Source organism: Paenibacillus sp. 32O-W, from assembly GCF_007679495.1.
GTDB lineage: Bacteria > Bacillota > Bacilli > Paenibacillales > NBRC-103111 > Paenibacillus_L > Paenibacillus_L residui.
On the sequence record NZ_VEGP01000039.1, the window covers coordinates 1 to 20,725 of the forward strand.

Here is a 20,725-nt window from a genome sequence, read left to right on the forward strand (position 1 = left end):
CTCATTGAAACAGGCATTCCGTGGTGCGATGGCGGGTTATCCACAGGATTGAGTTATCCACATTCCGATTTCATGTTTAATACTCCTGTGAGGGAAGGTGAAATAATGTTCAAAAAGCTTAAATTACTGTTTCTCTGCTGTCTCCTGTTTACTCTATGGTCGGGGCCGGGTACCGGGATGGCCGCATCGGCGGAAACCGGAATTCCGGCGGCGGAGAGACCTATGGAGGGGGGGGATTTCGGTTATATGCAGCAGAGTGAAGAAATCCCGTTAACTCTGCCACAGAGCGAACCGGGTACGGGTCCGTCTTCCGGCGTAGAGGATAGAGCGGGAAATACGGTAACCGAGTCAGTATACAGCCCGGAAGGAGTTCGCGCGGGGCTTGCTGACGACGGTGACTACATAGAAGTGGAAGCCGCCCCTGAAGATATCTCGATTATCGTTGAAGGACCGCGCAAGCAAATCAACTATATAGACGAGTCTTTGGAAGGCATAACCGATTATATCGCACTCTACACGAATGATTTCGGTGATCAGATTACGGTCCCCCGCACTGCTGTCGGCGTACAGGTGGACCAGAACAATCAGGTGCTTCAAGTCATTAACCAGTCCATTAATGGAGGAGTTCCGAACTGGACGGGACCGACCGATCTTCCCATTCCGCCAGGCGGATACGTCCTGGTAGCGAATGACGATAGCTGGGCGAATAAGACGTACAAGCAATATTTGGCCAAAAATTTCAGGCCGGGCGATATCATTAAGCTTCGCAAGAACGGCGAGGTGGTGCCCGTAACCGAGCTGATGACCGGACAGGGCCCGAAGGCAAGGCTTGTAATTGACAACGACTCCATTTACACGGTTACCGTTCCTTCTGTGGAAATTACCGGGAAAGTGACCAACCGGAGCGAGGATGCAAGTTACTCTCTGACCATCAACGGACAGCAGGCAGGCATTCAGGCTGATGATTCGTTCCGCCATGTATACTCTTTGGCCACCGGTGTGAATTACATTGATGTCCAGGTTAGCAAGAATGGCAGCCCGCAGGCTGAGCAGACACTCATCATCTATTACAAGGCTTCACAGAATCTCCCTAAAGAGGTTTACCTGTGGGTCGATCAAGGCTCTAACGCGGTCAGCTTCCAAACAAGCGAGAGCGTAAGAGATATGCTTGTCAAAGCGAAGGATGCCGGAGTGACCTCGGTCCTCTTCGATGTCAAAGGGGTGGAAGGCTTCGCTTCCTACAAGCGCAACGATCTGACCGGCCGTCCATATGTCAGCGAAATGACTGCGCCGACCCGAGCGGGAGCCAATCCTGATCTCGATTTGCTGGATGAATTTGTCCGGCATGGGCACGATCTTGGATTAACAGTGCACGCCGCATTCAATGTCTTCGCGGAAGGATCGTTCGCGCATAACGAATTTGCGGTGCTGAACGATCATCTGGATTGGGAAGAGCACATTTACCGGGCGGAGGACAATGGGGAGATCAAGCGTCTTCGCGAAAGTAAATACGGACAGAGCGGGGCATTGGTCGCCTTCATCAATCCGGCTAATGACGATGCCCGCCGTTACCAACTGCTGGGCTTCGAGGAGGTGCTGAAGAACTATGACGTAGACGGCGTTCTGCTGGATCGGGGCCGCTACGACAACTTCTTCGCCGATTTCAGCGAGGAATCCCGCACCAAATTTGAAGCGTTCCTGGCCGCAAGAGGCAAAACATTGAAGCAATGGCCTCAGGATATTTTCCAATACGCCGCTGACGGGTCACGGATTAACGGCCCGCTTATCGCAGATTGGTGGGAGTTCCGCTCGGCAACGATCGAATCTTTCACTGCCGAAGTAAGAGGGCTTGTGGACCGCTATAGCGAAATGAAAGGAAAAGACATCCAGGCCTCTGCCTATGTCGGCTCCTGGTACGAATCGTACTATTTAAACGGGGTCAATTGGGCCAGCCCGAATTTCCGCTACGATCCGCGGCTTGGTTTCCCCGAAGACTACTTGTACACAGATACTTATTATGAGACCGGATATACGGATAACCTGGATTTTCTGATTATCGGCACGTATCAGACGACAGCCAAGCAGATCGAGAAATATATTACGCTCGGAAATATTTTGACGAATGGCGATATACCGCTCTATGCGGGGATGGCACTGTCCAATCTCCAGGATCCCGCCCTGCAGAGGGAAGTGTTCCAGGCCGGGCTGCACAAGACTAATGGCTTGATGCTGTTTGATTATTCACAGGTCAATTGGCCGATTATTAAAGCGTCTATTGAAGATCGGGAATATGTGAAGGACTATCAATTGGGCATCAGTCATCCCGGGCAGCCGGACCGCTTTATTGAAGGGGATTACTATAACGTCAATCGGAATGAGGATAATCTGAATGTATATACGAACCGCTTCGGTCTATCGACAGGGACGAATACTTGGGGAGTGGAGGCTATTGTCGATGCGTCCGGTCAAGTAACCCGTGTAGTTAACAAAACACAGGCGATGACCTGGAACTGGACGAACAAGGAGCCGAATAACAGCCTGATACCGGATGGCGGCTTCGTGATCTCCGCAGCGGATACTTCCGGCCAGAGAACCCGAAGACAGTTGGTGGCCAACACATACAGCGCGGGCGATCAGGTCAGGTCTGCGGTATTAAGGGGCTATTCCCAATATGACGGTACGGTTGTCAATCGGCCGACGGCTTCCATTCAAGGAAACGTTGAGGTATTGGGGCCGGGAACTGCCTCGGTTCTAGTGAACGGGGTTCCGGCTACGATGAAGCCTGACGGCGACTTCACCGCAACGATCCCTCTGGAGCTCGGAGAGAATCAGGTATTGATAACCGTCTATGTAGACGGCTACAAGACGAATGAGAAGGGAATCCGTATTACCCGGGAAGGGCAGCCTGCTCATGTGGTATCATTAGAGCTGGATTCTTACAATTACAGTCTCGTAGTCGGGGAGACTCATCAAATCGAAGTGACAGCAGTATACTCCGATGGCACCCGGGAGCGAGTTACCGGCGCTTCGTTCTCCTCTTCCCACAGCAAGGTGATCGAGGTGTCCGGCAGCGGCCTCGCTACTGCAGTGAAGCCGGGGAACGCAACGGTTACGGTAGAATACGAAGGCAAGCAAGCCCATGCTAAAATCAAAGTGTTCCACCACGACGTTCCCGGCCGGAATAAAGGAAAAGGCCATAACTCGTAAACAACTGGGACGCAGCATGCAAGAGTCATCGTTGCTCTTGCTGACGGACTGCAATGCACGCGATAACATCTTCCAAGCCGAGGTAGAATGATCAGGACGTCGAATTGTCTGCAGCCATGGCATTTATAGATTCACCGCTTATAATTAAGAAAGAGAGTGCCAGGGATAAGCGGAAGACTTCGGAAGTTCCGTAAATCGTACGGAGGCCGTGGGGAGACCCATGGCCTCTTCATTGAATGAGAGGCTGGCTCCAAGCTGTTACCGCTTTGAACTGGAAGAGCGTGAGCAGTTAGTGTCTTTGAGCAGTATCCCATTGACTCAGTTTGACGGAGCATATCGCTGTAAAGCAATATGTTTGGCAAAAAAGTCACGGAGGAGTTGGAACTGGAAGAGCGTGAGCAGTTAGTGTCTTTGAGCAGTATCCCATTGACTCAGTTTGATGGAGCGTCTCACTGTAAGCAAGATGATTGGTAAAAAAGTCACGGAGAAGACAGTTTGGAACTGGAAAAGCGTGAGCGGTCGCATCGTTATCCTCGGATTTCAACCTTTATAGAATCCATTCAATAGAAATTCGAGGATAACAGCGATTGGAAGTCCAAACTGTACTCGAAGTGCCGCAAGCATCCTTAACATCACGTAGAAACAGCGAAAGTCTCGAAGCAGCACAGAATTGCCGAACATCATGCAGACATAGCGAAAAGGAAGTCCATACTGGTCTCGAAGAAGACCCCCGCTTGTTTTTCCAGGATAGGAGTCTGCCGGTTAAACGATAAGCTGTTAACATTAGCCTTTCGTTCGGATAAGGGGGAGAGAGAGATGAACTTAATGATTGTTGAGGACGAAGCCCGGCTTCGCAACAGCCTGGCCAATAACATACCTTGGGAAGATCATGGGATAGAGGTAGTCGGGCTCGCGGCAAACGGTAAAGAAGCTTTGGAGTTAATCGAACGCAAAAAACCGGATATTGTGCTGATGGATATCCAAATGCCGGAAATGGACGGTTTGACCTTGGCCAGACAGGTCCGTGAAAAAGATCCGTATCTTCAATTTATTATTCTAAGCGGACATGATAATTTTGCATTTGCGCAATCCGCGGTGGAGCTCGGGATCAGCAAGTATTTGCTCAAGCCGGCCGGGGATACCGATATCGTGGAGGCGGTCCTGGAAGCCGCGGAGAAGGTCCGCGCAGAGATGGAGAAGCGCCATAATGAAAGGAAGCTGCAATTAAAATGGGCCCAGCATCTGCCCTATGTCAAAGAAATGTTCCTCCAATATTGGTTGGCGGGGAAATTTGAGGAGTGGGAGGTTAGCGAAAAGGGACGCGACCTGCTGCCCGGCTTGCAGAAGGACCAGCAGTACATTGTGGCCGTAGTCGATATGGACCCGCTGCCCGAAGGAGAGACCCGTTTCAATGAAAGTGACGGTCCGTTGCTTGATTTTTCGGTCAAAAGTGTGGCGCTTGAGTATTTGGAGCGCACACCCTGTTGGATCTGCTCGGATTCCGCAGGTTCCACCGCCATTATTTTTACAGCCGCTCCGGAAGAGGATGGGCAGGATTTCTTACTGCACGTGAATACACTGATCGTCAAGCTGCTGTTCGTCATTAAGGAATGCCTGAAGCTGACGGCCAGCGCCGGAATCAGCAAGCCTTCCTCCGACAAGGAAGCGGTAGGCAAGCTGTATATGCAGGCGCGCAAGGCGCTGCAGGAAAGAATTGTGTACGGCAACGATTTGGCCGTACCTTATCGTGAGGAGAATGCCGCGGATCCGGTTCTGCCTTCCGAAACGAACATTGAGAAGAAGCTGGAAATCGCACTGGAGCTTGCAGATACCGATCAGGCGCTGGAGGCGCTCGATGCTATTTGGCAGCAGGGAATGCTTAAGGCGGGTTCCGTCGAAGAAATGCAGGAGAATGTCCTTTATTTGAGCAGCTTGTTCATCCGCTTCGTTCATAAGCAAGGATGGTCCCTGCAGGAAGTTGTAGGCGCCGATTTCGGCTACTATCACAATTTGCAGAGCCTGGCCTCCAAGGATCAGATTCGCCAATGGATGAACCGCTTTGTCAGAAGCTTTATAGCTTACCAACAGAAGCAGAGGAAGACGACCAGCCACAAGATGGTCAGAGATATTCTGACTATTGTCGACAAGGAGATGGATCAGGAGCTGTCCCTCCATACCGTTGCCGACCGTTTGTTTGTCAATTCTTCCTACTTGAGCAGGTTGTTCAAGCAGGAAACGGGCAAATCCTTCTCGGCCTATGTATTGGAGCGCAAGATGGAGTTTGCCAAGCAATATTTGCTGGAGGGGGCCAAGGTATATGATGTGGCCCGGATGGTCGGATACCGCGATGTCAGCTACTTCACAAGAGTGTTTCGTAAATATTGGGGAGTTACTCCTGGAGAAATCAAGGGTGGATAGACCGCATCCGCCTCGATCTTCAGGCTTCAATGAGCGGCGCCGAGAGGCGGCCGGAAGGTACGAGAACTCGGATATACCATGCCGACAATGATGAAAGAGCCCGTTCCACTTTTTCGGAGCGGGCTTCAATATGTCACTTCTTCTATACGTCAGAACATGTCAAAACATGTCAAAACATGTCAAAACCGTCACTCGCCAGACAGACCATCGGCTGACCACGCGATCTAGAAAAACAGGGAAAGCAGAGATTCGTTATCCAGCTTGCCGATATATTTCCCGGCATCCGCTTCCGCCAGAGCTTCCCGGACAGCCGTCTTATCGTAAGGAAGGCCGATCAGCTTGCTCTCCAGCTCCGATACGTCCTCAAGCCCGAAGAAGTCTCCGTATATTTTGGCCTCCTTAATTTTTCCTTTCTCAATATCAAGCCGGACATCCACCGTTCCTACCTGGTCAAATCGCTTGGACTGGCGGAAGTTGGACTTAGGGGATTTGCCGTAGTTCCAATCCCAGCTTTGGTAGCGGGCCTCGGACAGCTCTCGGATTCGTTTCCAGTCATCCTCAGTCAGCTTATACTCCGGAATGTTCTCTCCTCCGAAGATAGAACGCAGCAAGGACTGCTTGAACTGCTCGATCGTTATCTTCTCCGGCAGAAATTCCGAAATATTCGCCACCCGGCTGCGAATCGACTTGATTCCTTTCGACTGGATCTTGTCGCTATTCACCTTAAGCGCGGACACGACATTCTCCATCTCGGAGTCAAAAAGCAGCGTGCCGTGGCTGAACATTCTTCCCTTGGTTGAATATTGGGCGTTGCCGGATATTTTCCGTTCGCCGACTTGAATGTCGTTGCGTCCCGTCAATTCAGCCTCTACTCCCATGCTTCGCAGAGCTTGTACGACAGGCTCCGTAAATTTGCGGAAATTATGAAAGGACTGTCCGTCATCGTTCATAATAAAGCTGAAATTCAAATTCCCCAAATCGTGGTAAACCGCACCTCCTCCGGACAGTCTGCGCACGACATGAATAGAGTTGGCATTGACGTAATCGGCGTTGATTTCCTCCGCCGTATTTTGATTTTTTCCAATGATGATCGATGGCTCGTTGATATAAAAAAGAAGATAGTCCTCGTCTTGCGGAAGCTCTTTAAGCGCATATTCTTCGATCGCTAGATTCATGCGCGGGTCCGTGATTCCTTGATTATCTATAAATTTCATGAGAATATCCCCCTCCGAAATCGAAAGCATGGTTTTCAGTACGGCTAACCATTCCGTAGCATGAAGTTCAGCCGACAACCTCATTGTATCGCAAAACAGGCTATCAGACAAAAAACGGCCTTAAAAGAATAGTCAGCCGGGATAAGTCCGGTAATTGCCCTGAAAAATGAAAGGAACTCCCGGCGGGAGCTCCTCAACCATTCGGTGGCAGATCATGTTAACTATAAATGCAAAGTCGTTGGCATTAGCCGTTTCCGTCTAGAAAACCATTACACGTAATTCAGCCCGGCATCGTAAGGAAACGGAATCGGGAACAAGGCGGACAGCCGCTTCTTTAACTCCTCAGGGGCTTGGAATTCAGGAGCCGGATCGAAGAACATAGAGACGGTCTCCTGCACCGTAAGCTCGGCGGTCCAACCGTCCAGTGCAACGCTGGTTCTGCCGTCTTCCAAGCGGGTGATCCTGAGGCTGTCGGCCGCTCCCGCATCAACCGATTTCAGGTAAGGGTACATATGACCGAGCAATCTCTCAGGATTCACGATGTAGACCGTGCCGGTGGCTTTGCCCGTATTGCAGGGGAGTCCTGCAAGCTCCGCTGCCAGCTTATCTTCGTGCCATGGCACGGGAATGTTAAGCTTCTTCAATCCGTAGGTCCGGATCGCATAGGACAGCAGTGCGGGCATTCCTTCGGCGGCACCGCCCCATTCAATCAGGTGGGGCTCGCGTTTCGGAGTATCCGAATAAGGGACTCCGATGACGGCGAAGGTCAGCAAATCGCCTTCTGCGTTCTCGGCTACGAGCACTTTGTGCTGCAGCTTGTAGCAGGTGCTGAGCGCTTCGGCATGAATCAGCCCGGCCAAATCCCATACGCTCTGCTCATAGCGGCTGCGGCGGCTGCTCGCCAATTCATATAGACGGAACCAGTCCGTCGGGGCGAGCTCTCGAAGCACAGTTCCTTCCGGAACAGGTCTGGAGGGGAGAGGCTGGCCTTCTTCCCACAGGTAACGGTGAACTTGACCGTATGTACAGCAGCCCGCTCGCGTATATAGCGACCTTCCCCCTGAGACAAGGAGGAGGGAAGCGCCCGCCCTATCGATATGCTCCAGAATCTTCGTCAGAATCTCGCTGGCTTTGCCTTGGCCCCGATAGTCAGGGTGTGTGCAGACGGAACCAAGAGAATAGATAGGGAGTCTTGCTTCTCCTATTCTCAAGACGGCCGGAACAAGCCCCATGAACGATACGAGCTTGCCATTGTCAAAAGCGCCATAGGATTGGCCGAGCGCCTCTGAGAACACCCCCGGAAAAGCGGCCTGCATAGATACCTGCTCAGAGTCCCGGAAGATGGAATCCGAGAGCTTCGCCGCTTCATCCAATTGTTGTTGTGTCAATAAACAACGAATTTCCATGAATACGCCTCCTAGAATGGCTAACAACGCTTTGATATTTGCGCAATTACATTCAAGATTGTACCATATTTTACAGCTTTATAGGCCTATTTCTGGAACGATTTTCCGTTGTTTATTCCCGCCGATTAGACCGCGCGTATGACAGGCCATGCCAATTCAATTCCCTCGGCTGTCAGCAGACGCTGGTAATCCTCGAGCAGTGTAGAGTCGCTGCGTACCTGTCTTGGCTGAACTTTGCGGTCCAGGCTGAAAGCGGCCAGGTAGCCTGCGGCTTCCCCGATATTCCATTCGACCGGATGCAGGCGGTAACAGCCGTTCGTAATATGGGTGACCCCAAGGTTCTTACAGGCGGGCAGCAGGTTGTTGACCCGGATCGGCAGCAGGCTTCCCAGTGGAATCTGGAAAGGCAGGCTGGAAATATCGATATAATGCCGCAGCGCCGTGCTCGGATGAAGATCGATGCGATAGCAGCCGATCCCGACGGAATCGGTGAATTCGGCAGCTCTGCCGTCTTCTCTGCATGCGGCGCTGACATGCTGTTCCAGCACGGTAAATTCCGCCTTGATTCGCCGCGATTCACGAATGTAAGGATATAAGGCGAGGCCGTCCTCGCTGTTAGTTACGTCTCCGCGAAGCCTCAACCCGGGATAGCCCTGCTTGCCGTCCGGGCGTGGGGCTTCGGTCTGCAGCCAGTACAGAAGAGACAGACTGAGCTGCTTCGCGGCTTCCAGATGCTGTTGTCTCTCTTCGGGGCTGACATCGATGATCGGTCCGAGCCAGTAATCGTTGGCCGGCCAGTTGACTATCGAAATATCGCCGGGGAAGGTTCCCGGAACGAAATGATTTTTGTCAATCACCCTTCGATAGGTCCAGAGCGGGAATTTGCCCCCGCCCGGAAATAATCCGTAGGTAACGGGCTCCAGCGTGGCGGGCCGAACTCCTGCGAAGCTGAGCTGTTTGTCCGGCCAGAAGTCGGCCTTGTAGGAATTCCAGAAATCGTAATCCCGGGGCTTGTCGATCGTATGGTCTTCCCCTTCCAAGTAGTCCATGGCAAAGCAGTATGTAAATGCCTGCATATCCATCGGATCCGCCGGGCCGTCCAAGGCGTGGGGCTCGCCGGTATCCTGTTTCGATTCCGACCCGGTGACATATTCAACCCCGGCAAGAGGCAGAACGTCCCCGCATTCCGTAGCATCGAGATAATACGGGGCTGTAAGTTCCATACGATCTCCCGTATCGAGATGACGGACGGTAACGGACCGTACTTCGTCGCCGTCAGTTCGGGCGCTTTCCGGCTGTGTGCGGGTCAGCACAGTCAACCGGCCGCTGTGAATATAAGGGGCCAGCATCTGCTCGATAACGGCCAGAGCGGCCCGGGGCTCATGGCTGATTCGGCTGACGTTGGCACTGCCCGGATTCCAATGGCGGGTGGCCCGAGCCTCGGCCGTAAGCGGGAAGTGATCCCGGTAGTATTGACGGACTCCGTCACGAAATTGGCGATAGCTTCTGGTACAGCCGAAGCTTTCGATCCACGGATGCTCATCGGGCGGTACAGCCTGACTGGTCAGTTGGCCGCCAATCCACACGGTTTCTTCGGTCATAATGACCCGCTTCCCCATCTTTGCAGCAGCCAATGCCGCTGCGCAGCCGCCGGTGCTGCCCCCAATAATGACTATATCCGCATTCATCTCTTTCATTATAAAACCTCCCCCTTAATTGAAACGCGCTAAATACTATTTTAATGATAAAGCGTTCCGGTCAACAGGGAGTTTGATGACTTTTTGTGGTACTCTGATAGCTTAGTGCGTTTTCCGGAAAAATTTGCGGCCTGTATTTCATGGTGTTGCCCCGGCGTCATGACTGTATTTTTTGTTGAGAAAAGGAACATGTGCAAAAAGCGAATTTTGAATACATCCCGAAGAGAGCTATTGACAGCCGCAAAAGGTTGTACTAACATTTAAAACATCATGATGTTATTACCTATTCAACAGAATCCAAAATCATTTTGAAAGCGGTTTGAATCAAAATATTAAGAGATACAGGGGGGAACCACAAGCATGGGCTTACAGGTTCGCGATTACGAAGGAGTACTGACTGTCGAGCTGGACGGGCGAGTGATTATCCGGCATTCCCGGACGGAGCCATGGATTTACGCGGGCCATGGACAAGGACAGTATGATATGTACCGGGGTAACTTCAAGGTCAGCGACAGACTCGGAGAGAAGCTGGCTTTGGTAGACTATGCCGTGGAATCGTCCGATGCTGGAGATGTCAGGGTAACCTTCTCTAAATCCGGATTGTTACCGCTTACTGTAGTGTTCAGGGTAGAGGACGATCGGGCGGTTATTCGCTTCGTAGGGAACAAGGAAGGAATTAACCGTCTATGGCTGCGGCTGGCTGCAGAGGAGCAGGAGCACGTATATGGCTGCGGAGAGCAATTTTCCCACTTTGATTTGCGGGGCAGGAATTTTCCGCTATGGACATCGGAGCAGGGTGTCGGCCGGAATAAAGATACGTACATCACCTTTCTGGCAGATAAGGAGGATCGGGCGGGCGGCGATTATTACTGGACCTTCTTCCCGCAGCCTACCTTCATTTCCAGCCGGAAATATTATTGTCATGTGGATGACAGCGCCTACATGGATTTTGATTTTCGCCATCAGAGTTATCATGAGCTGCAGCTCTGGAATATTCCGGAGAAGCTTGTGCTGGAGGCGGCCGATACTTATGTAGAACTGCTCGGGAAGCTGACCGCTTATCTCGGCCGTCAGCCGGAACTCCCGGATTGGGTGTACGATGGAGTCTGGATCGGCGTACAGGGCGGAACCGAAGTCGTGCTCGACAAGCTGAACCGCGCATTGGCCATGGGTCTGCAGGTGAGCGGCGTCTGGGCGCAGGATTGGCAAGGAGTGAGGCATACCTCCTTCGGCAAAAGGCTGATGTGGAACTGGATTTGGAACCGCGAGCTGTATCCCGGCCTGGATAAGGAGATCGAGAAGCTCAGGGAGAAGGGAATCCGCTTTCTTGGCTATATCAACCCTTATGTGGCGGTGGAAGGACATTTGTTCAAGGAAGCCAGCGCCGCGGGCTTCTTGGCGAAGAATGACCGGGGCGAGGATTATTTGGTCGATTTCGGCGAATTCGATGCCGGAATCGTCGATTTCACGAATCCGGAAGCTTGCGAATGGTACAAAAATGTAATCAAAGAAAATATGATCCGGTTCGGATTGTCCGGCTGGATGGCTGATTTCGGGGAATATTTGCCGACCGATGTCGTGCTACATAACGGGGCATCCGCGGAATGGATGCACAACGCATGGCCTGCCATGTGGGCCCGGTTGAACCGCGAGGCGGTGGAGGAAGAGGACAAGCTCGATGACGTCACCTTCTTCATGCGGGCCGGTTATACCGGCAGTCAACGTTACTGTACTATGATGTGGGCCGGCGACCAGAATGTCGACTGGAGTCTCGACGATGGGCTGGCTTCGGTCATCCCGGCGGCGCTATCGCTGGCCATGTCCGGCTTCGGGCTGCATCACAGCGATATCGGCGGGTATACGACTCTGTTTGGCATGAACAGAACGAAGGAACTGTTCATGCGCTGGGCCGAGCACAGCGCGTTCACCCCGATCATGCGGACTCATGAGGGGAACCGCCCGGATGATAACTGGCAGTTTGATTCGGATGACGAGACGCTGCTGCATTTTGCCAGGATGAGCCGCGTATATACCGCTCTCAAGCCATATCTGAAGGCGGCCGTTAAGGAAAATGCAGATACTGGTGTTCCTGTCATGCGCCCGCTGTTTCTCCATTACGAGCGGGACGAGCGTGCTTATTCGATCCAGTATCAATACTTGCTGGGGCGGGATTTGCTGGCCGCTCCGGTGATCGAGGAAGGACAGAGGACCGTCAGCGTCTATCTGCCGGAGGATAAGTGGATTCATCTATGGACCGGCAGGACTTATCGGGGCGGCGACATTCAGATGGATGCGCCATTGGGACAACCTCCGGTATTTTACCGAGCGGCCTCTCATTATGCTTCGCTTTTCGAATCTCTGCGCTCTCTGGACTAAGAATGGACAATAAGCAGGGCGCAGCAGATGCGGAAGAGATAGGGGATGAAAGAAAATGAAAGAGATGTCCGATGATGGATTTGTGCTGCGATTGGAGATGCTCCGTAAAGTTATGCTGGAAGAGGGCATAGACGCGGTTACGGTCGCCTTGCAGAAGAATGTTTCCTGGCTGACGGGCGGCCGCAGCCATGTCAATACGGCGGATATATTGGCCTGTTGCGCTTTTGTTGTTACGAGAGAACACTGTTATTTTCTTGCCAATAATATTGAGGCCAGAAGGCTATTGGAGGAAGAAGTAGCGGCCCCTGGCTTTGAACGGCTGGTGGAGCTGCAGATTTGGCCGTGGAATTCGCCGCAGGAGCGCGGGCGCCTTATGGTCCGCCTGACGGAAGGAATGGAGTTCGTTCGGACGGACACCGAGCTGGAAGCTGTTTTTCTTAGGCTTCGGACCGAAGTTCGCCCGGAGGAGCTCGAGGCTTGGCGGACACTGGGCCGCTTGACGGGAGAAGCGATTGGGGAAGCGGCACATAAGCTGCGGCGGGGACAGTCGGAATTTGCGATCGCCGGTCTGCTCGCTCAGGAATGCTGGGAGCGCGGTCTGGAGCCGATCGTCAACTTGATTGCGGCAGACGAACGCATATTCACAAGAAGGCACCCTCTGCCGACTGCGAAGACACTGGATGCCTATGCGATGCTGGTCGTCTGTGCCCGACAGAACGGACGGATCGCCTCTGCTACCCGTTTGGTCCATTTCGGGGAGCCTGCTCCCGAGATTATGCGGAAGCATCAAGCGGTCGCAGAAATCGACGCCCGCATCATCCATGCCACCCGGCCCGGCCGCAGCTTGGGGGAGATGTATGCGGATTTGGAGTGTTTTTATCGTGAAGCGGGCTATGCACAGGAGATCCGCCATCACCATCAAGGGGGCTTGACCGGCTATGTCAGCCGGGAGCGGATTGCGACCCCAGGGGATACTTACAGGGTGGAGGCTTCGACCATCTATGCCTGGAATCCTTCGATCGCCGGTGTCAAATTGGAGGACACCATTCTCGTGGGCGATGACGGGAATGAAATTTTGACGGGATCGGCGCATTTTCCGACGATAAATATTGCTGTCGGCGGCCACAGCTGGAGCCGTCCGGGCATTTTGGTGCGATGAAGACAACGGTTTGGGCGGCCTCGAACCGGCTGCTGGAGCGCTGGATCATTGTGATCCTGCCGCTGGTTCTGTTTGCCGGCTTCCAGGCGGCCGGCTACCTGGAGCCTTATGTTGAGGCGGTTCCGTACTTGTTCATGTATTTGACCTTCGTTTCGTCAATCAACGTGTCCAAAGAGCAATTCACGGAGCTGCGCAGCAAGCCTTGGGCTCTTCTCGTACTGTTGCTTTTGGTACATGGGATCACTCCGTGGCTAAGCTACAGCGCGCTGAGTGTGCTTTATGGCCATCAGCAGGATCTCATGCTGGGAGCTTTATTGGCGATGGTCTTGCCGATTGGCGTGACGTCTATAGTGTGGGTAACCATGAGCAGGGGAAGCACCGGAATTGCAATCGGCATGGTCGCTTTGGATACGCTGCTGAGTCCTCTGCTGCTCCCTCTTACGCTGTGGCTGATGCTGGGCACCTTCGTTTCGGTCGATGCCGCAGGACTGATTTGGGGGGTCGTCAAGCTGGTTGTTCTGCCGTGCCTGGCGGGGATGACTGCAGGAGTCTGGCTGCGCCGGGGAAACAGGCAGACTGTACGCCAGTGCCTTGCATTGTCCTCGAAGCTGACGCTCTATGTGATCGTCCTGCTCAACGCAGCGGCTATGGCGTCCGCCTTGAGCGATGTGGCGGGCGAAGTGCTTAAACTGATCCTGACCGTTGGCGGTCTGATGGTCATGGGGTATTTGCTGTGCTGGGCGGCCATGCGGGCGATGAAGCTTGGCAGAGGAGCGGAAATTGCGCTGACCTATACGGGAGGGGTCCGCAATTATACCGCCGGGATCGTCATTGCCCAGCTGTACTTTACCCCGCATGCGGCTATTCCGGTCATGATCGCTATGCTGCTGCAGCATCCGGCGGCGCTGATCGTGCATCTCCTGTTCTCACGCAGCAAGCGATCGGAGCTATCCTCCGCACCGTCTTCGTCCACGACAGCTTGAAGAGGCCCAAGCCAGGTGGCGGGGAAGGTGAGCTCCCTTGTTAGGCGGGCAGACCTTTCTTTCTGATCGGTGCAAATTGGATTCAATGGAAGTTTTGTTGGTCCCATTCTCAGGAGAACGACACTTCCTTATTACATTAATGCTGACTACATTGAGAAGTCCGAGAACTTAGGCAATCCCTTCATTGGCCGGATTAAAATGGGGGGCCGCAAGCAAATAAGAAAAAAGACTCAAAAAAAGTATTGACAAACTTGGAAGGACCTCACTATACTGAAAGCGTAAACATCATGATGTTATTATGAATTTAAGAAAGTCACATGTCGAGCAAGCAAGACGGGGTTGCGTTACGCAAGTTGCATGATGAGGCGGCGGGGAAAGATACGGTCTGCATAGAAAGATACCGCTGAAGAGAAAGAGGACGGTTTTGAAGAAAAAGGAGGGTTTTCCCAGATGACAAAGAACAGAAAGACGGCATTTGCCCTGACGCTGGCGGGAGTGATGATGCTTGGAACTGCGTGCGGCAGCGGGAACGGTGCTGAGGGCGGTTCTAACAGCGAGAAGGGGGACGCCAAGGGCAAGGATGTATCGATCAGCTTCATTCATTGGCGCGGAGAGGATGCGAAAGTTTTCAACACGCTGATTGAGAAGTTTGAGCAGGAAAATCCGGGAATCAAGGTCAAGATGGATATTTATCCGTCCGAGCAATATCAATCGACGGCCCAAGCCAAGCTGTTGGACGGAACGACCGGTGATGTGTTCGCCGCAATGCCCGGCGCCCAGTTCGAAGCGATTGCCAAGGCGGGCTTGTTCACGGATCTGACCAACGAGCCCTTCGTCGGCAACTTCAGCCAGAACCTGATCCAAGTCGGTGTGAAGGACGGCAAGCAGCTTGCCATACCGCTGCAGCTGGTCTATAATATGCCGATTTACAACGTAGGCTTGTTCGAGAAGTACGGCCTGGAAGAACCGAAGGATTGGGAGGAATTTCTCCAGGTTTGTGAAACGCTGAAACAGAACGGAATTACTCCGATTGCGTTTCCGGGCTCCGATATTGGTCCCGGGCAGTTCATGAACCCGATGATGATGAATAACGCACCGGATGAAGATATTTTCGAGAAGCTGGAGGCCGGGGAAGCCAAGCTGACAGAGGAATGGTGGGTCAAGACACTGACCCAGTTCAAGGAACTGAACGATAAAGGCTACCTGCAGAAGGATTCGCTGGGCACGAAGAAGGATGCCGCGGGCGCGCTGTTTGCCCAGGAGAAAGCCGCAATGCTGGCTACCGGCTCGTATATGCTTGCAACGAACAAGGAGCAGAATCCGAACCTGAAGCAGCAATTGCTGGCGCCGATTACCGTGCCTGCAGATCAGGCGCAGTACGAAGGCATCCATACGACAACCTTCATGTTGGCCCTGAACAGCAAGTCGAAGCATCCGGAGGAAGCCAAGAAGTTCATTGAGTTTCTGAGCCGCAAGGATATCGCCGGGGAGTATGCGAATGAAACCGGGCAGCACGTTACCGTGGAAGGAGTCGAGTACACTTCGGAGGAACTGCAGAACACCGCTGTATGGATGAATAAGAAAACACGCTTTCAGCCGAGATATTTTATCATGAACGGCGAAATTCAGAAAGCCGTGACCAATTCGATACAGGCGGTTCTGGCGGGCTTTGCCCCGGAGAAAGCCGCAGAGGAGGCCCAGGCTGTCGTCGACCAGCAGTTAAAGCTGGGCAATAAGTAATTGGCAACCCTGACTTTGGGTTGGGAGGAGCGGGCCCAGGCAGCAGCCGGGCCTCTATCTTTCCGCCGCGGAGGATTATCGCTTCGCCTCGCAAGCTAAAGCGATAAAGAAGGGGGGCGCTGTCAAACCCGCAGGAGGTCACCGATGAAAACTAGCAAAGCGATTTATTTGTTTCTTGTACCTGGCATGCTGCTGTATTTGATCTTCTTTATTTATCCGACGCTTAGCGGCTTGTACTATTCCTTTACCGATTGGGACGGACTGTCCCCGGAGTACGGCTTTGTCGGTGTGGACAACTATATTAACATGATCACGAACGATCTGGTATTTACCAGGTCTCTCGGCAATAACCTGAGGTTTATGTTTACCGTGGTTATTTGCCAGACGATGCTTTCGCTCCTGTTGGCGGTTCTGTTAGTCAAAAATTCCAAAGGAAGCGTGTTTTTACGGGCTCTTTATTTCTTCCCTGCGATTATTGCGTCTATTTCCGTCGCTTTTATCTGGTCGTTTATGTACGATCCGACCATGGGACTTATCAACCGCGCTTTAAGCGCTGTCGGTTTGGATTCGTTGGCCATGAACTGGATCGGAAATATGGACATCGCCATATACTCGATTGCGTTCGTCCAGGTATGGGCGCATACCGGACAGATGATGGTTGTCTTCATTGCCGGACTGCAGGCAATCCCGGAGGATCTGTATGAGGTAGCCCGAATCGAAGGGGCCGGCCGCTGGCAAACCTTCCGGAAGATTACCTGGCCGCTCATTGCTCCGTCGGCGACCATTGTCGTTGCTTATACGACCATCCAGTCCTTCAAGGCATTCGACCTGATCTTTGCCATGACCGGCGGTGGTCCCGCATATTCGACGGAGATATTGTCGACGTTTCTATATCATACGGCGTTCCAAAATTATAAATTCGGCTATGCTTCCGCCGGCTCCGTCATTTTCATGTTCATTATTGCCCTCATTACGCTGCTGCAGTTCCGTATTTTGAGGGGCAGCAAGGTTTCTTACTAGGAGGGGTTTCCGATGGTGCTTAAATGGGGAAAACGACTGATCCTGCTGCTGTTTGCCATTATGATTATCGTACCGGTGTCGCTTGTATTCATTACCTCGTTCAAACCATCCACGGAATTCTATCTCAATCCGGTCGGATGGCCGAAACAGTTTACTTGGAATAATTTCCTGGAGATGTTTCAGCAGCAATCGATGGGCCTGTATTTTATGAACAGTGTGGTCGTTACGGTGTCCACCGTGTTCTTCATTCTTTTCTTCGCGACGATGATTGCTTATGCCATTATGCGGATCGGCGGCAAGAAGGGCTTATTGTTCTATGGCCTGTTCGCAGCCGGCATGATGGTTCCGGCGCAGGTCAACATGATCCCGCTCTATGCGCTGGTCTATAAGCTGAAGATGACGAACAGTCTGACCGGGCTTATTATTGTTTCGATCGCGGTTTATCTGCCCATCGCCGTTTTCATCATCTCGGGCTTCATGAGCTCGATGTCCAAGGAGCTGCTGGAAGCCAGCAGCTTGGACGGAGCCAGTGAGTGGGGGATTTACCGGAGAGTGGTGCTGCCGATTTCTATGCCTTCGGTAGCGGCCACCGCCATTTTCCTGTTCGTTATGGTGTGGAATGATCTGCTCTATCCGCTGTTGTTCATTACAGAGAAGACGAAGAAGACCATTCCGCTGGCGCTATTGCAATTCCAGGGGGAATACGTGACCAACTTCCCCGCCATCTTCGCCGGAGTCGTAATCGCATCCGGGCCGATGGTAATTGCTTATGTCCTTCTGCAGCGGTATTTCGTAGCCGGAATGACCGCCGGAGCGATCAAAGGATAATACATGTGCCGCCGACAAGGTCACATTAAGAAGGAGCGATAAAAAATGCTAACTATGAATTTGGCTTTTGTCCCTCTGGCCAGGCCGACGTTCGATATTGAAACGGCAAAAGCTTATTTCTCTCAATCCTGCGAGCTGCTGGGCAAACTGGCGGATGGCTGCCGGTTTCCGCAAGGCCTGCTCATGTCCCCCGAGGAAGCCGGCGCATTCGTGCGCCGGACGGCGGACGGGACAGAGCTGGACGCGATTGTTGTGCAGGCTACTACCTTTATTGATGCCAGATTCATTATCGAGATTATGGAAGCTACGGATGCACCGATTTTATTGTGGGGTGTTCGTGAGCCAAGGGTGAACGGGACGCGCCTTTCGCTGAACTCGATGACAGGCATCAATAATCTGGCGAATACGCTGGTTACGAAGGGAAGAAAATTTTCGCTGCTCTTCGGCAATCCCACCGAAGACGCGCTGGCTCGCGAGTTGCGTGCCCATTTGAAAGTGGCATCGCTTATCCGGGAGCTGTCCCGGTTGAAAATCGGGGTGATTGGCCAACAGCCGGACGGCTTCTTCTTCTCCGCAGCCGATGCGGGTATGCTGGCGAAGCTGGGGCCGCAGATGATCGAGCTGGATCTGCAGGAGGCGTTCCATCGCGCCAATGAATTAAGCGAAACCGAGGCTCAAGCCGCTGTAGAGGCCGTGTCCGGCCAAGTGCGCGGGCTGGGGCTGATTCCGCAGGAGAGCGTCATGAAATTCGCCCGCTTCCAGACCGCGCTGCAGCGGCAAATTCAAGAGCTGGGCATTTCCATGGTGGCTGTCCGCTGCTGGCCGGAGTTTTATACGGATTACGGGGCGGCCGCCTGCTCGACGGTATCCAGTCTGATCGACCAGGGGATCATGGCCTCTTGCGAGGCCGATATTCATGGGGCGCTCACGATGCATATTCAAAGCCGGCTGGCCGGAAGCGCACCGTATCTGGGAGATTTGGTCCATATCGACGAAACGAAGGATTCCGGCGTGTTCTGGCATTGCGGAGCCGGAGCTTTCTCCCTGGCACGTCCCGATACGGGAGCGGTAGCCGGGCTGCATCCGAACCGCAAGCTCGGCTTCACTCTTGAGTTTGGTCTGAAAGCAGGGGCGGTATCCGTTCACCGTCTGGGGCCGGATCCTTCCCGTCCCGGAGAATACAGGATGCTTATGATGAAGGGCGAAGCGCTTGATGAGCCGCAGAAATTCTGGGGGACGAGCGTAGAGGTCGGCTTCCGCCAACCGATATTGCCGCTCATGAAGCAGTTGATGAAACAGGGCTTCGAACCGCACTATTCGATAGTGTACGCCGATATCAGCGAGGAAATGAACATACTGTGCGATTGGCTGGACATTCGTCCGATCGTGCTCGGAGAGGCGTTGACATAGATGATAGAACGGATAGGGAAACCTGCTGCTATAACTAACCGAGGCCTTCGTGTGGCCATTGCCCAGGTGGGTGGTCCCACGGCTGTGATCAACTGCAGCCTGTTCGGCTTCATGAATGAGTTGCGCGAGATATATAAAGGAGAAGAGAAGAAGCTGGAGCTGTTCGGCGTCGCTGACGGCATGTCAGGGTTATGCGAAGGGCGTCTGTTCAGGTTGAATACGAGGCACTCGTTCGAGTGGCTTAAGAGCCAACCCGGGGCCGCCCTAGGCGCGGGACGCAAGGCGCTTGTGCAGGACGACCTTGAAGATTGCTTAGACACGCTCAGGCGTTACGACATTCGCGCATTGGCCCTTGCCGGAGGCAACGGAACGATGTGGGCGTGTCAAAGCATTGAGCAGGCGGCGAGAGACAGCGGATATGAACTGCAGGTGATCGGCATTCCGAAGACGGTAGACAATGATATTCAAGTAACGGATCATACACCCGGATTTCCCAGCGCTGCGAAATTCGTTGCTCATGCCGTCAGAGATATATCGGCCGATCTGCAATCCATGCGGAACTTCGAGCAGGTCCGCGTTATCGAGACGATGGGCCGCAATGTCGGCTGGTTAAGTGCCGCTTCCGGATATTTTAAAGAGAGCGAGGAAGATGCCCCTCATTTGATCTACATTCCCGAGCAGCCCTTCCAGTTCGTGCGGATGCTGGAAGAAGTCAAGGAGGTGTACTCGCAGCTGGGCTACTGTCTGGTAGTGGCCAGCGAAGGACTCAAGGATGGCTCCGGGCAGCCGATTCGCGCTCAAGGAATTGCCAACGGGAAAAAAAATGGGCAAGGATTGCAAGCACTGGGAGGAATCGGGTCCGTCATTGCAGAAACGATTAGTCAAGAGCTGGGATTGGCCTGCCGCTACGAAAATCTGGGGATTCTGCAGCGATGCGCCTCCTTCGCCGTTTCCGCCCAGGATCAGCTCGAGGCCGAGGCTGTCGGAAGGCAAGCCGCTCGTTATTTGCTGGAGGGTGTCAGCGGACGAATGGTCACGATTGTCCGGCAGGCGGATAAGCCTTATGACTGGAATGTCGGCTCGGCGCCTTTTCGGGATGTTGCCGGAATAGAGCGGGCCTTCGATCCGGCGGATTTGTCCCCGGGCGGATGGATCAGCGAACGGTACAAAGCGTGGCTGAAGCCTTTTGTAGGCCGGAAGGAAGCTTACAGGCGGTTAAATATCAGCTCGGTCTGAATTCGTATATTCAAGCTCTGGAGAGGGGTTG

General features: G+C 53.1%; 13 protein-coding genes. 10 read left to right on the forward strand and 3 right to left on the reverse strand.

Annotated features, from left to right (window positions below; translation table 11 throughout):
* Positions 1-105 precede the first annotated feature (105 nt).
* Positions 106-3,207 carry an Ig-like domain-containing protein gene (locus FS806_RS15720; RefSeq protein ID WP_144938401.1) on the forward strand — a complete coding sequence of 1,034 codons (3,102 nt, stop codon included), beginning with the start codon at positions 106-108 and terminating at the stop codon, positions 3,205-3,207.
* An 816-nt stretch (positions 3,208-4,023) separates the two neighbouring features.
* Entirely contained in the window at positions 4,024-5,625 is a 1,602-nt protein-coding gene (locus FS806_RS15725) for a response regulator (protein ID WP_144938404.1), read from the forward strand.
* 224 nt (positions 5,626-5,849) lie between these two features.
* On the opposite strand, the gene lplA is transcribed toward FS806_RS15725, so the two are convergent.
* The 3 genes from lplA to FS806_RS15740 form a co-directional block, all read right to left on the reverse strand.
* Positions 5,850-6,839 carry a lipoate--protein ligase gene (gene lplA, locus FS806_RS15730; RefSeq protein ID WP_144938407.1) on the reverse strand — a complete coding sequence of 330 codons (990 nt, stop codon included), beginning with the start codon at positions 6,837-6,839 and terminating at the stop codon, positions 5,850-5,852.
* A 269-nt stretch (positions 6,840-7,108) separates the two neighbouring features.
* Positions 7,109-8,245, reverse strand: coding sequence for a GNAT family N-acetyltransferase (locus FS806_RS15735; protein ID WP_144938410.1), 1,137 nt, complete (start codon positions 8,243-8,245; stop codon positions 7,109-7,111).
* A gap of 125 nt (positions 8,246-8,370) precedes the next feature.
* Positions 8,371-9,942, reverse strand: coding sequence for an FAD-dependent oxidoreductase (locus tag FS806_RS15740; protein WP_144938413.1), 1,572 nt, complete (start codon positions 9,940-9,942; stop codon positions 8,371-8,373).
* A gap of 360 nt (positions 9,943-10,302) precedes the next feature.
* Here FS806_RS15740 and FS806_RS15745 point away from each other — a divergent pair, with 360 nt between their 5' ends.
* The 8 genes from FS806_RS15745 (at position 10,303) to FS806_RS15780 (ending at position 20,694) form a co-directional block, all read left to right on the forward strand.
* Positions 10,303-12,318: an alpha-glucosidase gene (locus tag FS806_RS15745; RefSeq protein WP_144938416.1), complete on the forward strand. Its 2,016-nt coding sequence runs from the start codon at positions 10,303-10,305 to the stop codon at positions 12,316-12,318.
* A gap of 55 nt (positions 12,319-12,373) precedes the next feature.
* Positions 12,374-13,477, forward strand: coding sequence for a M24 family metallopeptidase (locus FS806_RS15750; protein ID WP_144938419.1), 1,104 nt, complete (start codon positions 12,374-12,376; stop codon positions 13,475-13,477).
* On the forward strand, positions 13,474-14,460 hold the full coding sequence (locus FS806_RS15755) for a bile acid:sodium symporter family protein (RefSeq protein ID WP_144938422.1): 987 nt from the start codon (positions 13,474-13,476) through the stop codon (positions 14,458-14,460). The genes FS806_RS15750 and FS806_RS15755 overlap by 4 nt, the downstream gene beginning before the upstream one ends.
* A 450-nt stretch (positions 14,461-14,910) precedes the next feature.
* Positions 14,911-16,200 (forward strand): ABC transporter substrate-binding protein, encoded by a 1,290-nt coding sequence (locus tag FS806_RS15760; protein WP_144938425.1) that lies wholly within the window; start codon positions 14,911-14,913, stop codon positions 16,198-16,200.
* Positions 16,201-16,344: 144 nt separating this feature from the next.
* The gene (locus FS806_RS15765; protein ID WP_186328384.1) at positions 16,345-17,220 is read left to right on the forward strand and encodes a carbohydrate ABC transporter permease; all 876 of its coding nucleotides are present in this window, start codon (positions 16,345-16,347) and stop codon (positions 17,218-17,220) included.
* Positions 17,221-17,232: 12 nt separating this feature from the next.
* The gene (locus FS806_RS15770) at positions 17,233-18,048 is read left to right on the forward strand and encodes a carbohydrate ABC transporter permease (RefSeq protein WP_144938428.1); all 816 of its coding nucleotides are present in this window, start codon (positions 17,233-17,235) and stop codon (positions 18,046-18,048) included.
* A 45-nt stretch (positions 18,049-18,093) separates the two neighbouring features.
* Positions 18,094-19,458, forward strand: a complete 1,365-nt coding sequence (locus tag FS806_RS15775) for an L-fucose/L-arabinose isomerase family protein (protein ID WP_144938431.1) — start codon at positions 18,094-18,096, stop codon at positions 19,456-19,458.
* Positions 19,459-20,694, forward strand: coding sequence for a diphosphate--fructose-6-phosphate 1-phosphotransferase (locus FS806_RS15780; RefSeq protein WP_144938434.1), 1,236 nt, complete (start codon positions 19,459-19,461; stop codon positions 20,692-20,694).
* The last annotated feature ends 31 nt before the right edge of the window (positions 20,695-20,725 follow it).

Excerpts from the sequence above, each read along its gene's own strand:
- FS806_RS15720 (WP_144938401.1), top strand. The coding sequence starts at position 106 with ATGTTCAAAAAGCTTAAATTACTGTTTCTCTGCTGTCTCCTGTTTACT.
- FS806_RS15725 (WP_144938404.1), top strand. The coding sequence starts at position 4,024 with ATGAACTTAATGATTGTTGAGGACGAAGCCCGGCTTCGCAACAGCCTG.
- lplA (WP_144938407.1), bottom strand. The coding sequence starts at position 6,839 with ATGAAATTTATAGATAATCAAGGAATCACGGACCCGCGCATGAATCTA.
- FS806_RS15735 (WP_144938410.1), bottom strand. The coding sequence starts at position 8,245 with ATGGAAATTCGTTGTTTATTGACACAACAACAATTGGATGAAGCGGCG.
- FS806_RS15740 (WP_144938413.1), bottom strand. The coding sequence starts at position 9,942 with ATGAAAGAGATGAATGCGGATATAGTCATTATTGGGGGCAGCACCGGC.
- FS806_RS15745 (WP_144938416.1), top strand. The coding sequence starts at position 10,303 with ATGGGCTTACAGGTTCGCGATTACGAAGGAGTACTGACTGTCGAGCTG.
- FS806_RS15750 (WP_144938419.1), top strand. The coding sequence starts at position 12,374 with ATGAAAGAGATGTCCGATGATGGATTTGTGCTGCGATTGGAGATGCTC.
- FS806_RS15755 (WP_144938422.1), top strand. The coding sequence starts at position 13,474 with ATGAAGACAACGGTTTGGGCGGCCTCGAACCGGCTGCTGGAGCGCTGG.
- FS806_RS15760 (WP_144938425.1), top strand. The coding sequence starts at position 14,911 with ATGACAAAGAACAGAAAGACGGCATTTGCCCTGACGCTGGCGGGAGTG.
- FS806_RS15765 (WP_186328384.1), top strand. The coding sequence starts at position 16,345 with ATGAAAACTAGCAAAGCGATTTATTTGTTTCTTGTACCTGGCATGCTG.
- FS806_RS15770 (WP_144938428.1), top strand. The coding sequence starts at position 17,233 with ATGGTGCTTAAATGGGGAAAACGACTGATCCTGCTGCTGTTTGCCATT.
- FS806_RS15775 (WP_144938431.1), top strand. The coding sequence starts at position 18,094 with ATGCTAACTATGAATTTGGCTTTTGTCCCTCTGGCCAGGCCGACGTTC.
- FS806_RS15780 (WP_144938434.1), top strand. The coding sequence starts at position 19,459 with ATGATAGAACGGATAGGGAAACCTGCTGCTATAACTAACCGAGGCCTT.